This window comes from Bradyrhizobium sp. 132 (assembly GCF_023074185.1).
Lineage (GTDB): Bacteria > Pseudomonadota > Alphaproteobacteria > Rhizobiales > Xanthobacteraceae > Bradyrhizobium.
Map to the genome: position 1 here is coordinate 1 of NZ_JADPKY010000070.1, position 12,883 is coordinate 12,883.

General features: G+C 59.8%; 15 protein-coding genes. 7 read left to right on the forward strand and 8 right to left on the reverse strand.

The genetic code is table 11. The features are described from left to right. Positions 1-481, forward strand: a 481-nt coding sequence (locus IVA74_RS11065; RefSeq protein WP_247340803.1) for a transposase, incomplete at its 5' end; no start/stop codon positions are given. Between the two features lie 111 nt (positions 482-592). Here the strand turns inward: IVA74_RS11065 and IVA74_RS11070 are convergent. Further along, on the reverse strand, positions 593-1,003 hold the full coding sequence (locus IVA74_RS11070) for a GAF domain-containing protein (protein ID WP_247342796.1): 411 nt from the start codon (positions 1,001-1,003) through the stop codon (positions 593-595). Positions 1,004-1,191: 188 nt separating this feature from the next. On the opposite strand from IVA74_RS11070, the gene IVA74_RS11075 reads away from it, so the two are divergent. Together IVA74_RS11075 and IVA74_RS11080 are read left to right on the forward strand one after the other, a co-directional pair. Beyond that, positions 1,192-1,902: a DUF2235 domain-containing protein gene (locus IVA74_RS11075; RefSeq protein WP_346730941.1), complete on the forward strand. Its 711-nt coding sequence runs from the start codon at positions 1,192-1,194 to the stop codon at positions 1,900-1,902. Beyond that, on the forward strand, positions 1,886-2,347 hold the full coding sequence (locus IVA74_RS11080; protein WP_247342802.1) for a hypothetical protein: 462 nt from the start codon (positions 1,886-1,888) through the stop codon (positions 2,345-2,347). The genes IVA74_RS11075 and IVA74_RS11080 overlap by 17 nt, the downstream gene beginning before the upstream one ends. Before the next feature lie 298 nt (positions 2,348-2,645). Here the strand turns inward: IVA74_RS11080 and IVA74_RS11085 are convergent, their stop codons facing one another. From IVA74_RS11085 to IVA74_RS11095, 3 genes are read right to left on the reverse strand one after another with little or no spacing between them, the layout of a single operon-like run. Further along, positions 2,646-3,110 carry a metallophosphoesterase family protein gene (locus IVA74_RS11085; protein WP_247342806.1) on the reverse strand — a complete coding sequence of 155 codons (465 nt, stop codon included), beginning with the start codon at positions 3,108-3,110 and terminating at the stop codon, positions 2,646-2,648. Further along, the gene (locus tag IVA74_RS11090; protein ID WP_247342809.1) at positions 3,107-3,610 is read right to left on the reverse strand and encodes an NUDIX domain-containing protein; all 504 of its coding nucleotides are present in this window, start codon (positions 3,608-3,610) and stop codon (positions 3,107-3,109) included. Before IVA74_RS11090 ends, IVA74_RS11085 begins: the two co-directional genes overlap by 4 nt. A 53-nt stretch (positions 3,611-3,663) precedes the next feature. Further along, complete coding sequence (locus tag IVA74_RS11095; protein WP_247342812.1) at positions 3,664-4,593, reverse strand: Ku protein; 930 nt, start codon at positions 4,591-4,593, stop codon at positions 3,664-3,666. Positions 4,594-4,737: 144 nt separating this feature from the next. Here IVA74_RS11095 and IVA74_RS11100 point away from each other — a divergent pair, with 144 nt between their 5' ends. The 4 genes from IVA74_RS11100 to dinB are packed head-to-tail and all read left to right on the forward strand — an operon-like array spanning position 4,738 to position 7,461. Further along, the gene (locus IVA74_RS11100) at positions 4,738-5,133 is read left to right on the forward strand and encodes a hypothetical protein (RefSeq protein WP_247342815.1); all 396 of its coding nucleotides are present in this window, start codon (positions 4,738-4,740) and stop codon (positions 5,131-5,133) included. A 46-nt stretch (positions 5,134-5,179) separates the two neighbouring features. Then, complete coding sequence (locus IVA74_RS11105) at positions 5,180-5,629, forward strand: hypothetical protein (protein WP_247342818.1); 450 nt, start codon at positions 5,180-5,182, stop codon at positions 5,627-5,629. 3 nt (positions 5,630-5,632) lie between these two features. Beyond that, a complete protein-coding gene (locus IVA74_RS11110; RefSeq protein WP_247342821.1) occupies positions 5,633-6,346 on the forward strand; it encodes an SOS response-associated peptidase family protein in 714 nt (237 codons plus the stop codon). Between the two features lie 8 nt (positions 6,347-6,354). After that, positions 6,355-7,461, forward strand: coding sequence for a DNA polymerase IV (gene dinB / locus IVA74_RS11115; RefSeq protein ID WP_346730940.1), 1,107 nt, complete (start codon positions 6,355-6,357; stop codon positions 7,459-7,461). A 561-nt stretch (positions 7,462-8,022) separates the two neighbouring features. Here dinB and IVA74_RS11120 read toward each other — a convergent pair. Genes IVA74_RS11120 through IVA74_RS11135 form a run of 4 tightly spaced genes read right to left on the reverse strand, consistent with a single transcriptional unit; the run spans position 8,023 to position 12,580 of the window. Beyond that, positions 8,023-9,096 (reverse strand): FAD-dependent monooxygenase, encoded by a 1,074-nt coding sequence (locus tag IVA74_RS11120; RefSeq protein ID WP_247342824.1) that lies wholly within the window; start codon positions 9,094-9,096, stop codon positions 8,023-8,025. Then, positions 9,096-10,637, reverse strand: coding sequence for a LodA/GoxA family CTQ-dependent oxidase (locus IVA74_RS11125; protein ID WP_247342828.1), 1,542 nt, complete (start codon positions 10,635-10,637; stop codon positions 9,096-9,098). Before IVA74_RS11125 ends, IVA74_RS11120 begins: the two co-directional genes overlap by 1 nt. Before the next feature lie 33 nt (positions 10,638-10,670). Next, the gene (locus IVA74_RS11130; RefSeq protein WP_247342831.1) at positions 10,671-12,128 is read right to left on the reverse strand and encodes a ferritin-like protein; all 1,458 of its coding nucleotides are present in this window, start codon (positions 12,126-12,128) and stop codon (positions 10,671-10,673) included. Positions 12,129-12,181: 53 nt separating this feature from the next. Continuing rightward, positions 12,182-12,580, reverse strand: coding sequence for a cupin domain-containing protein (locus tag IVA74_RS11135; protein ID WP_247342834.1), 399 nt, complete (start codon positions 12,578-12,580; stop codon positions 12,182-12,184). Between the last annotated feature and the right edge of the window lie 303 nt (positions 12,581-12,883).

Consider the following 12,883-nt stretch of genomic DNA (forward strand, 5'->3'; position numbering starts at 1 on the left):
GGCCAAGCTTTGCTATATGGGCCACGCCACCATGGAGAACCGGCATGGGCTGGCGGTGGCCGGCAGGGTCACGCATGCCAATGGCACCGCCGAACGCCGGGCTGCGGAGGTCATGCTGAAGGCGAGACGCAAAGCCGCAGGTCGCCGCATCACGGCTGGTGAGGACAAGGCATACGATACGGCCGATCATGTCGCCAACCTTCGCGCCATCGGCGTGACGCCGCATGTGACACAGAACCAGGCCATCACCAAAACCGGCAAGAACCGTAACAGCGCGATCGACGAACGAACCACGCGGCATCCGGGATACGGCATGTCGCAATCGCGCCGGGCGATGGTCGAGTGCATTTTCGGATGGGGCAAGCAGCATGGCACCATGCGCAAGACCAAACATCGGGGCATCGCTCGCGTCGCCGCCGACTTCCTGCTTAATCTGATCGCCTATAACCTGATCCGAATTCCCAAACTGCTCGCCGCATAGCCACCCCGCGCCGGGGCACACTCAATAACAAGCTAGAAATTACATCCAACTCTACCGCGCCGCTCCAAAAACGACCGGCGGAAAAATGAAAATTCTCCATTTCAAGGTTTTTCAGCAGACTGCTAGACGATTCTGCGCGGTTCGCAGATCGTTCAGGGAAGCCGCGAGTTCTTTGGTTCGCGCCTGAACTTCGTCGAACAGCCGCACGTTTTCGATGGCAATCACGGCCTGATCGGCAAAGGTTGTGACCAATTCGACCTGCTTGTCTGTAAAAGGTTGCATTGTTCGGCGCAGCAGCACGAGTGCGCCAACCGGGTTGCCTTCGCGGAGAAGGGGTACTCCGAGAAATGTTCGAGGATTACCGCTTAGTTTCTGCGCCTCCGAGAACGCGTAATCGGGATCGGCAAGCACGTCTGGCACATGAATCACCTTTCCTTCAAGCAGGGTTCGGCCCGTAATGGTCGCGCGTTCCGGCTTGACAGGGATGTCTCGTCGCAGTTCTCGCCGCCCCGGTCGTCGCAAGCTTTCTGATCTCGCTTCTGTCGTTCGCGACGGGCTTTCCCTACATCGGCCGATTCCTCGAATATCTAACGTTCTGGAACGCGCTTTACTTTCTTGGCCCGGCCACGGCGCTTCTTGGCATCTACGTCTATCTGAAGAACTACTTCAAATCGGCCTTCGGACTTCCCAACTACGGGTTCTGGAAAAGCATCAGGACCTTCCATTTCGCACGGTTCAAGCATCAGTTCTACGACAGGACGTTGAACGCCAACGTCGGCTATGCCAAGCACGCGATTTCGATTGACGAGAACAGGGCAGACTTCAAACCGGTCGAATGGATCCCAACGCAATCGAAAGCCGGCCGCGATGTTTTGAAGAATTTGTACTTCGAGCAGGTGCACTTTCCTGGCGTCCATGCCGACGTCGGCGGCGGGTACAACGACAACGAATCAAGACTGTCCGACATCGCTCTCAAATGGATGCTCGCCGCAGCGTCCCTTGTTCCCGACGGCATCAAGCACGACGAGACCGTGCTTCGGCTTCACCCGGACCCGGCGGGCGTCCAACATGACGAGCAGAAAGGCGGATTCCTGAAGTTCGGCCTCAGGGAAATCAAGAACAACAAGGCGGTCATGCACAAATCCGTCTATCGCCGGTTCGCGGCCGGGCCCGTCGTCCTGTTCGACCAGATCGGCGCCTATCGGCCCACGCCGATGAAGGACCACGTCGATTTCGTCCAATACTTCGATCCAGCAAACGCCGACCCGAAGCCCGCAGACCCCGAAAAGTCGCAGGTCGCCGACGACATCGAATACAAATGGGAGCACCGACGGATGCCCGGTACCGCGACGGTCGCCGCTACGAATCCGGTAGCAGAGACCAAAACTTCAGAGGGTAAGAGCAATGCCGGTCCCGCCTGACGATCTCGCCGCCAAGTTTCTGGCGGAGATCGAAGCCGCCATCGGCAAACACGGCAAAGCCTACTCGAAGGACGCGCGCTGGCATCAGCTCATCGTCATTATCTCCGGAGCTTGCGGGCTTTTTTCCCTAGCCACCGGTGCCTCGGGTCAAGCCCTTCTGGCGGGTGTGCTAGGCGGCGTCACGACGATGGGATCGTTCCTGATCCAAACGCTACACTGCGTGAAGGCGCAAGGTTGGCAGGACCGCATGAGGGCAGAGCTCGACGGGATCCGAATCCAGTTCGTGTACGAACACGCGTCCGCGCCGACGCCCGAAGCGCTTGCCGGAATGAGTAAACAGTATCGCGACCTGCAATCGAGGATGTCGCAGGAATGGGAACGGATACTAAGCTCGCAATCCGGCGGTTTGAATCTCAAGCTACCGAAGCCGAAACCCTCCGGCTGACGACGGCGGGACGGCATCGCCTCGATACGTCACCCTTGCGCGTGACGGACTGCCGGGATACCTCGGCTCGGTTTTTCCTTCACTTTTCCGATCCACGCTCAGGTTCGGGGAGCGTTACCGCTCAATTGCCGGAACGCGGGAGTTCAGAACGTTCCATTGCTCCCCTATCATCACCGGCGGTTTTTGCCGCTCGACCAAGGTAGTCCTCCATCAAGTTCCCGCAGGCGATGATTGTCTTCGTATCATTGCTCTATCGCATTCGTGTCCTCCACTGTGAATTCCCTGCGCCGTGGTGCGCTCAGTCGCCTCCAAGGTCGTGGATTTCAGTTCGCACGCCCTCACGCGTGATTTCGAGCGTCGCAAGCGTGATCGGCAGCTTGAAGCGTCGCCGTCCCGCGCTTCCGGGATTCAGGTAGAGAACGCCGCCGACCGTGTCGATATTCGGCACGTGGGTATGCCCGGAGACGATGACGTCGATGCCGGCGCAGGAATCGATCTGCAGCGTCTTCAGATCGTGCAGAACGTAGATCGACTTTCCCGCCAACCGCACGAGCTTCGTGTCGGGGTATTCGCGAGCCCACTCGCCGCTGTCCACGTTACCACGGATGGCGGTGACGGGCGCGATCCGGCGAAGGGCATCGATAATCTCGGGCCGCCCGATGTCGCCGGCATGAATGATGTGATTGACACCCGCCAAGGCTCGTTCCGCCTCGGGCCTCAACAGGCCGTGCGTGTCCGAAATGATTCCAATCCTGAACGTCATTTCCCGGCGCTCTCAACCGCGATCGCCAAAAGACGATTGAGAAGCTCTACCTGCCCGGACAGCATCTTCGTCCGCGCGAACTCGATATCGAACCATTCCGCGCGGTCGACTTCGGGAAAGCTCTGCCGTCGACCGCTTCGCGGCGGCCATTCCATATCGAAGGTATTGCTGGTCAGCGCCGCCGGGTCAAAATGGCCCTCGCCGGCGAATGCGATAACGCGCTTCCCTCCTCGCTGTCGAATCTCCCCCAGCGCCCGGAGTGGACCAATCGAAGCACTCGGGCCGAGTTCTTCGGCAAACTCGCGCCGCGCGACCTCGTCCGGCGCATCCGCGGCATCGATTTCGCCCTTGGGAATGGACCACGCGCCATTATCCTTCTTGCGCCAGAACGGACCGCCAGGATGAACGAGCAGAACCTCGAGCCCGCGAGCACCCTTGCGGTAGGCGAGAATGCCCGCGCTCAACATCAATCTCCTGGAAGTCTTTTTCAGCGCAGCCATATCGCTCCCTGCCGCGGGCGACGAAGTAACGGCCGTCTGGCGCCACTGGATGCTTAGCGTCTCGCTATGCCGACTTCCGCCGGCTTCTTCGCCGCGGTCTCCTTGGCCGGTTTCTTGCCGGCAATCGGCATCAGCATTTCCTTCTGCCCGGGCGACGCCTTGCGCGCCTTCCTGGCTGGCTTCTTTTGCGACTCTGTCGCTGAATCCGCGTCGGCTCCAATGCTCTTGCGCAGTGCGTCCATCAGGTCGACCACGTTCTCACCGCGAGGACGCGCTTTCGCGGTGATCGGTTTGCCGGCGCGCTTCTGGTTGATGAGATCGATGAGGGCGGTTTCATATTGGTCTTCGAATTTGTCAGGCTCGAAGTGGCCCGCCTTCTGGTTGACGATATGCCTCGCGAGATCGAGCATGTCTTTGGTGACTTTGACGTCCTGGATGTCGTCGAAATACTCGTCCGCGGAACGGACTTCGTAGGGATAGCGCAGCAGCGTCCCCATCAGCCCCTTGTCGATCGGCTCGAGCGCGATGATGTGTTCGCGATTGGTTAACACCACCCGACCGATCGCGACCTTGTTCATTTCCCGGATCGTTTCGCGAATGACCGCGAACGCGTCGTGTCCGACCTTGCCGTCAGGACGCAGATAGTAGGGGCGGATCAGATATCGCGGATCGATCTCGCTGCGGTCGACGAACTCGTCGATCTCGATGGTTCGCGTCGATTCCAGCGCGACGTTCTCGAGCTCCTCCTTCGTCACTTCGATGAAGGTGTCGGTGTCGACCTTGTAGCCCTTGACGATATCCTCGTTGTCGACCTCCTCGCCGTTATCGGCGTCGACCTTGGCGTATTTGATCCGATGGCCGGTCTTTCGGTTGAGCTGGTTGAACGCGACCTTTTCGGACTCCGACGTGGCCGGATAGAGCGCTACCGGACAGGTGACGAGGGAAAGACGCAGGAAGCCTTTCCAATTCGCGCGAGGGGCCATGGCGGGTGGAACTCCATACTGATGCCGGATTCAAGACGAATGGCCCAGCTTGGTTCCGACATCGTGGCCTTCCCAGCAGGATGATTTTTTCTCAAGACCATCGGCGCGGACTCGACTTTTGTTCTCTTTATGTTCTAATTCAGAATGACCGACCGACCCGCGAGCTGGCGTATGCCGACCCCGAAGCAGATGGAAAAACTGGCCGCTGAAGCTGCCCGTAGACCGGGCCCCTTCACGGCGGCTCCGGATGCGCCGCTCCCGGCGGAATATTGGGAAGCGGTCCTGAAGGACGCTCGCGCCGACGAGAGCGGAGCCCAGAAGCGACGGCGACGTCTTTCCAAGATTCAACGCTATGTCCTGCGCATCTCGTGCCGGCGCTGCGAGAGGACCGTGGAAATCCAGACCGCCGATGCAGTCCGATTGTATGGCGGCAACGCGATCTGGAAGGACGTTGCGCTGCGGTTGCTCGACAATACCTGCCAGCAGCGTACCGGCAGGCATGAAGAAGATGGGTGCTGGCCGGCGTTCGAGACGCCATAGCCCGCTCCGGATTGCCGATCCGATCTTTTAGCGCCTGGATGTCCGGATGGCCCCGAAGTATCACCCCACGCCCCTGTCGGGAGGCGATCGCAAGGCCCTGGCAAAGGAGCTCGGCAAGGCACGCGCGATGGCCAACATGCTTGCTGCCCAATCGGCGGAGATGCGGGCCAAGGGCGAGGCCATGATCCAGCAAGCTGACAGACTGCTTTGCGAAAGCTGGAATGAGAGAATGTGGAGCGACGGCGAACCGATCGATCCGTCGCCCACCATCGATCAGGCCGTAAATGGCGGCTTCCCCTGGCTCGAGATCAGGTGCGCGCGCTGCAAGACCCCGAGCGACGTGGACCTCGCGGCGATGAAGCACCCGCCAACCACCTTCGTGCATGATCTCGCCAGCCGGCTGCGCTGCCGCAAATGCGCCAAGGCGGGCCGGCGTCCGTCTGCGACTCTGCTACAGTTGGCTTGGCAGCCTCGCCACCCCAAAACCGAAGCCTGATTGATGTGCAATCTCTATTCGATCACGACAAACCAAGCTGCCATTAGTGCGCTGTTTCGCGTGGTCAACCGATACGTTGGCAATCTGGCGCCGATGCCGGGGGTTTTTCCGGACTATCAGGCGCCGATCGTGCGCAATGGAGCCGAGGGCCGCGAGCTCGCCACGGCGCGATGGGGGATGCCATCGTCATCAAAGGCACTCATGGACGCCACCAAGAAACGAGCCGAAAAGCTGCAGGCCAAGGGCAAGACCGTTGATTTCAAGGAACTGCTGCGGATGGAGCCGGACGGCGGCACGACGAACATTCGCAACGTGCAGAGCAAGCACTGGACGCGATGGCTCGGGACCGAAAGCCGCTGCGTGGTGCCGTTCAATTCGTTCAGCGAGTTCAACAAGGTCGAAGGCGGCGATATCTGGTTCGCTCTCGATGAGACCCGACCCGTCGCCTGCTTCGCCGGCATCTGGACCAACTGGACGTCTGTCCGAAAGGTCAAGGAAGGCGAGGCCACCAACGACCTCTACGCGTTCCTCACGACAGAGCCGAATGCCGAGGTTGGTACCATCCACCCCAAGGCGATGCCCGTAATCTTGACGACGCCGGACGAAGTCGAGACCTGGATGATGGCCGCTCCGGACGAGGCCCTGAAGTTGCAGCGGCCGCTTGCCGACGGAACGCTCCGGATCGTCGCCCGCGGCGTCAAGGAGGACACGGCCTGACAGACAACGTGACCGACGAGGACGACCACCAGGCGGAGCCCTCGCCCCGTCAGCGCAAGATCATCCACGTCGACATGGACGCCTTCTATGCGTCCGTCGAGCAGCGGGACAATCCGGATCTCCGCGGCAAGCCGGTCGCCGTCGGTGGATCCCGCGAGCGCGGCGTCGTGGCGGCAGCCAGCTATGAAGCCAGGAAGTTCGGGGTGCGCTCGGCCATGCCGTCCGTCACGGCAAAACGGCAATGCGCCGATCTGATCTTCGTGAAATCGCGCTTCGAAGTCTACAAGGCGGTCTCCCAGCAAATCCGTGAGATCTTCGCAGAGCACACACCGATTATCGAGCCGTTGTCGCTGGACGAGGCCTACCTTGACGTCACCGAAAATCTGCAGGGGATTCCGTTGGCCCGGGACGTCGCGTTGGCGATCCGTGCGAAGATCAAGGAGATAACCGGTCTCAACGCTTCGGCCGGCATCTCCTATAACAAGTTTTTGGCGAAGCTCGCCTCCGACCACCGCAAGCCGAACGGCCAGTACGTCATCACACCGGAGATGGGGCCAGCGTTCGTCGAAAATCTTCCGGTCGGCAAGTTTCATGGCATCGGGCCGGCGACGAGCACTAAGATGAATGCCCTCGGCCTCTACACCGGCCTCGACATGCGTAGCCAGTTGATCGAGTTCATGCAGGCCAACTTCGGCAAGTCCGGCGCGTATTACTACTGGATCTCAAGAGGCGTCGACAACCGAGAGGTCCGTGCGAACCGTGTCCGGAAGTCGGTCGGCGCCGAGAACACGTTTTTCAGCGACCTCACCGAGTTCGAGGCCATGCTCGCAGAACTCCAGCCACTGATCGACAAGGTTTGGCGGCATCGCGAGGACAAAGGCGTGTACGGACGAACCGTTACCCTCAAAGTGAAGTTCGCCGATTTCGAATTGATCTCACGGAGCCGGACATTCGCTAACTCGGTGGTGCGCCGCAGCGATTTGGCAAACGTGACAACCGAATCGCTGAAAGGACTTTTCCCGATGAAAAAAGCCGTCAGGCTGCTCGGCGTGTCCGTTTCTGGATTTGTAGGAGAAGAGACCGACGACCCCGCGCAAATAGCTTTGGAACTGTAATCGAAAACGACGCCTGTCAGCTTCGCGCCAAAATCCAGACGGTCTGTCCGCGCTTGCATGCCGTCAGCGTCCTCGTGGAGGTGGAGGAAGAGGTGAAACTTTGCGGCATGGGCAGCGGTCGATGCCGGCCTTGCGATCAACCCGGCCGGAATCATCTCACAGATCGAAGGTGGGATACTTCAGGCGGCCAGTTGGGTTCTGAAGGAGGCAGTTCCAACAAGTGCTTCGTACTGATCGCTGAAAGCTGGAAGGACTATCCAAATTCTGAGCTTCGCGGAGATTCCCGATATTTCCGCCGAGGTGATTTCGAAACCCAACTGCCCTTCTACCGGCGTCGGCGAGGCACCTTTGGGGCCGACCGCCGGCGCGATCGCGAACGCAGTCGCGCGAGCTCTCGGGATCCGCATACGAGACCTTCCGCTCACGCGCGACAGCATTATCAACGCAATGATGGCGGCTGACGAATAGCGTCATGACGATCCGATCATAACCAAAGCTAGCGCTCAATGCGCTATCTCTTGTCTGACTGCGTTTTAGCAGCGCGGTCCACGCGCATTAGCGTCATTGGTTTCGCCTTCGCGTCCAGAAGACCGAAGAGAACCGAGGAGCGGCGCGCCGGTACGTTACGCGCTGTTGGGCGCAGTAGTCGTCAAACGTGGCGCGTTCGGCGTGCTCATATGCTTCGAAGGCGCGAGATACGTTATTGCCATTGACGATGAGCCTCGCCATAGCCGCCCCTTTCGACAAAGCAAGCGGCACACCCCTCCCGGATAAAGGATCATAGCTAGCCGCCGCTTCTCCGATGCAAGCCCACCCATTCCCGCGCATCACTTGCCGAAGACTACTGTTGGCGGGATAACCGACTAACGGCAGATCGGGAGGCAATGTCTTCGCAAAGGCGCTGATCAGTTGTGTGAGGTCGAGCTGATCACGAAAGTATTCCTTCTTCGCCGCCCAGGTCCTGGGAAGCAGGTCGGCATCGGTCAGAAAAGCAACGACCGCCCGGCTATTCGGCAGCGGCGCCGCATACCACCACCCATCCTCTCCCGCCTCGATGAGGAGGTTTTGCGCCCGCACCCTGCTCGGCACGGTGCCATACATGAGAAGGGCGACCAAACGATCCGTTGCGGTCCGTTCGCTGGGTCCGATCGGACCGTTCGCGCGCCCGGTCGCCTGAAGGACGAGAGGGGCAACCACACATCGAGAATCCTGGCGATCGACGAGATACCATCGATTGCCGGAGCGGTCCGCCTGCAACCGCCGCTCCGAGCGAATGACGGCGACACCTGCGCGCTCGGCCTCCGAAATCAGCCAAGCTTCGAAACTGGACCTGTCAATCAGAGCGCCCAGGCCGTACGGACTCACCATGCCATCGGACTCAACGATGCTTTCTTCGTCCCACGACGATAGGTTCCCGGCGAGAGCCAGGGAGTTCAACGCATCGAATGCGACGTCGATGCCGAGTTCGGTCAGCGAAACACGAACACGCGACTCGATGATCTCGCCCGGCTTACTTCCAAAGGTCCGCCGATCGTAGAGAACAACATCGCATCCAGCGCGAGCTAGGCCTATTGCCGCCGCGCACCCGGCGGGACCGGCCCCGACCACCGCGACGTCCGCGGCTCGCAACTCCATCACACGCCGGTGTCGAGCGCAGGATCGCGGTCCGCTTCCGCAAATCCGGTTGCTGTCTTGACAATCACGCCGAGCTGCGCGAAGTGATCGACCATGTTCTGATGACTTTGCGGATTCTCCTCACTGATGACGATCAATCCGCGCGCCCACGCCGGTCCCGCGGTGCCGTCCGCCAATCGGCCCGCGATGTCGGGTCGTTGAGCGGGCCACCAGTTGCCGGCGCACTCGGTGAAATCGGCCTGCCACGGACAAGCCATTCGCGACGAGATTACGCCCGGTGCGATTGGCAAAACCGTCCCATCGTAGTCGGTAAAATTGCCGCGGGTTAGACGTCCCAGTTCGGCATAAATGGACGGTTGGCGAAGCACGGTTCCCGCCTCGATGCCCGGAAAGAACCCACCCCCGATGCAGTGTTCCAGACTAGCGCGATCGAGAGCGGACGCCGGGGAAGGATTGGGGCGCGCAGCGTCGGCCTGCTCTTGGAAGGCACCGTTGACCCAAGCATCGAGGATCTGCGATTGCCGATCTGTGAGCCGATAGTCGGACATCTGCGAAGCGGCCGCCAGCAATAGGTCGCGTACTGTCCTTCGATCGCCTTGCCCGCTCGCGGCATTGCTTCCCGGATTTGGGAGTGCCCTGAACTTGTCCCGGAACCGCTGCCAGTTCGGCTTGGTATTTACAAAGCAGATATTGGCGCCGCGCTGCAGGACCGGTTCGATGTCCTGCGGATAGGTCAGCGTGCCCGGCAATGGGACGTTGGTGGCCTGTTCGGCGATGTCGAATAAAGATGTCACAGGATAGACGTCCGGCGCAAAGTCGGGCGGTGCGGTAAACACCCAAGCCCCGACGGCGGAAACCGGAACTTGGCCCGCAAAGGTGATCGTGGCATCGACCGAGCCGTCGGCGATATCATCGTACCAGGTTGGATTGTTCAGATACTCCGGCATCGGTTTTGCCGGCGCGGCCCAGCTTGCCGAGCGACCTCTGCCGGCCAAAACCACGAGGCGCCCCGCTGAGTCGGTACGGGCCTCACCAATGAAGATATCTCGACCCACGATCCGTCCCAGGGGTTCGGCGCTGGGCGCGGGCCCCGCATTCCGTCCGTTTGCAGCAAGATTTACTGTCGTTTTTAAGTCCGCTCGAGTGAAGCCCGCCGGTGGCTCGTTGCGATTATCGCCGCTCGGAACGATCGTTCGCTTGCCGTCCGCTCCAATGACGGCCTGCATCCGCTTACCCTCGGCCTTCGATGCGGTCAAAGTTACGGACCATTTGATATCGGCCTCTGCAAGAGTGACCTCACGAACGAACGTGACGGTTCCGCTGGCTTCGTCGCGGTCGTACTCGTAGATTCGAAATCGGGCTCCCTGACGTCGCATGATTTTGGTCGCATCCTTGTAGCCACTGAAAGCGACCTCGTTGCCCGCCGCATCTATGTCGATGGGTGCCGCGCCTGGAAATTCTCCAGCCAGAAAGTAGCCGGCAGTGCTCGGACCGACCCGAGCAAAGCCCATGCCCGGATGAATCTTGTAGATTTTCGCCATGATGTGTGCCTCCCGCACCCAAGTTGTGACGCGCTAAGCTGGTACTGAATCCAAAAGAGGCTTGATCGGATCGTCGAGTGTATCGCCGATGCTGTCAGCGGTAATTTTTAGAGTCGACGAGGCATTCGATTGATCCACTTCGCTGATGACCTGATGAAGCTCGGCCATCACATCGCGCGCCCGACCGACAACCTTATTGAGATCGGGAGCAAGCGGGGTACTTGGCGCGGTGAAAGGAAGGCCGCAAACCTTTCCCTGGATTTGATCGGACAGCACAATGGTCGAGAGCGTACCAGCCAGGACGCTCAGGCAATCGCGCATCGCGACGATCGCGGCCTTCGCGGGTTTGGCGCGAATTTCAGGCGCCGTGGCTTTCGGCAGCAGAAGGTGCGCCGCAATGCAGAGAAGTACCAACTCGTAGACCTTGTCCGCCATGAGTGCGAAGAGCCGTCCATCAGCGGACGTTATTTCGTCGCCGGGCCCGCCCCCGCTTTTGGCGTAGAACGGATCGACGGCCACCGGCAGCGCCAGGTCGCTGGAGGCCTTTGCGAGGCGCCAGGCGTCAACGAAACGTCCGAAATGGCTTTGAGCAACGTTGCCGAATCCTTCGCCTTGTGCGGCGATCTCCGCAATTGCTGCAAGCGCGGAATCTCGGCCCGAAATCGGGTCGACAATGACGCTCGTGTAGTTGCCTCTCCACTGATCAGGCGTCGCGTTTACATCTCGCGCGTCGTTGACGAAGCCGTCTCTTACGTGGCGACCCCGGAGGTCGGGATTGGCGGCCATTTCGGCCACCGGAAACCCCACCCACGGCTCTTTCGTTGGATCCGGCAAAGGATCGTCGTTTTGACGCAACAGCCAATAGATCTTGGCGTAGAGTAGACCGACCCGATGCGCTTCGACTGGCTCTCCTGCGGATTTATCTGCAAGGGCGATGATATCCGATAAATATGGCTTCACGTCGGCCGGCACGAGAGCCGGATCGGGCATCTCGGCCACCACATACTTGGCGAGGGAGCCGACTGAGGCTGCCTCAAGCCGGAAAGGAAAAGGCTTGAAGGCGTTCCCTTGATCCCACCTGCCGCGGCCGAAGGAGGGAGCAGCTCCGCATGCCGCCAAGAGATTCTGAACCGTGACGAAGTGGCCCATCTCTTCTATGGCGATTAGCCGGACCGCCCCGGCGGCGATCAGAACCTTCAGCGAATAAGCCGCGTAAAGGTACTGGAGCATCAGGCCTTGCTCAATTTCGGCAGCCTCGTTGAGAAGCTGGACGAGCTCGTCCTCCGGGGACATGTCCGTCGCGGGGACACCAAGCTCGTCGAGTGACCGTTCGAACGAGAACCTCGAAAGTCCATCGTCGCGGCGGAAAGGCAAAAAATCTAGGAATTCCCTCATTCGCGCGCCGATGCCTTGCTTGCGCGCTAATTGATAGGAGGGTCTCGTCGACACTCGCACCCAATGGTAGTTTGGAGAGACACGCGGATTGAACATACCGCTCCCTTCGGCGAGGCCGCCGTCCTTCGTCCGATACCAGTGACGATCGATTACTTTTGATTGGCCGGAACGGCCGCGTTTATGGCTTGGACTTCAATCGTCTCCGGCCGCTCATGCGTCGCGATCAGAATGAACCGGGCTTGGGCTTTACTGGTGTTCTCAATCCAGTGAACGTAGCCTTGCGGCACGAAGGCAGCATCACCTGAATGAAGCGGTATCACGTGGTGGTCGCCGTCCGGTCCAACGATCCCGACTTCGCCGTTGCCTGAGATGCAATAATCGAGCTGTGCGGCGTTCGGATGCAAATGCGCCGAACGCAGCTCCCCGGGCGCCATGTCCAGATCCTGAATAGCGACGCCTTTGAGAGCTGGAAAGTTCGCGGACGAGATACGAAAAAACCGTTCGTTCTTCGGAGCAGAAATTGAACGTGAAAAATGCAATTCTGACATTAACCCCTCCCACAATGCGATACAGGGCGTCTCATAATTAATAAACATCTTCTGGGTGTAGGTTACTACTGATTGTAATTTTTCGTCAATTCATTATTTGCGTGTCCGATAAAGTTGCAGAACTTCTCTTCGTCGCTGCTTCGCACACTCGCTGGCATGCGACAAAATGACGTGTTTCGATCCCATCAAGGTCCGTGAGTACCTCTGACCTGCCTCCGAAGTTTCATCCAGTGGCGATTAGAGCCTCAGCGGATGTTACGCCGTTTGGCGCGGGGTGAGCAACGTGCGATCGGCGGAGCTGGT

What these genes read in the sequence shown, in the direction of transcription:
- IVA74_RS11095 (WP_247342812.1), bottom strand. Translation starts at nt 4,593, where the DNA reads ATGGCCCCTCGCGCGAATTGGAAAGGCTTCCTGCGTCTTTCCCTCGTC.
- IVA74_RS11090 (WP_247342809.1), bottom strand. Translation starts at nt 3,610, where the DNA reads ATGGCTGCGCTGAAAAAGACTTCCAGGAGATTGATGTTGAGCGCGGGC.
- IVA74_RS11130 (WP_247342831.1), bottom strand. Translation starts at nt 12,128, where the DNA reads ATGTTCAATCCGCGTGTCTCTCCAAACTACCATTGGGTGCGAGTGTCG.
- IVA74_RS11120 (WP_247342824.1), bottom strand. Translation starts at nt 9,096, where the DNA reads ATGGAGTTGCGAGCCGCGGACGTCGCGGTGGTCGGGGCCGGTCCCGCC.
- IVA74_RS11135 (WP_247342834.1), bottom strand. Translation starts at nt 12,580, where the DNA reads ATGTCAGAATTGCATTTTTCACGTTCAATTTCTGCTCCGAAGAACGAA.
- IVA74_RS11110 (WP_247342821.1), top strand. Translation starts at nt 5,633, where the DNA reads ATGTGCAATCTCTATTCGATCACGACAAACCAAGCTGCCATTAGTGCG.
- IVA74_RS11085 (WP_247342806.1), bottom strand. Translation starts at nt 3,110, where the DNA reads ATGACGTTCAGGATTGGAATCATTTCGGACACGCACGGCCTGTTGAGG.
- IVA74_RS11105 (WP_247342818.1), top strand. Translation starts at nt 5,180, where the DNA reads ATGGCCCCGAAGTATCACCCCACGCCCCTGTCGGGAGGCGATCGCAAG.
- IVA74_RS11080 (WP_247342802.1), top strand. Translation starts at nt 1,886, where the DNA reads ATGCCGGTCCCGCCTGACGATCTCGCCGCCAAGTTTCTGGCGGAGATC.
- IVA74_RS11125 (WP_247342828.1), bottom strand. Translation starts at nt 10,637, where the DNA reads ATGGCGAAAATCTACAAGATTCATCCGGGCATGGGCTTTGCTCGGGTC.
- IVA74_RS11100 (WP_247342815.1), top strand. Translation starts at nt 4,738, where the DNA reads ATGACCGACCGACCCGCGAGCTGGCGTATGCCGACCCCGAAGCAGATG.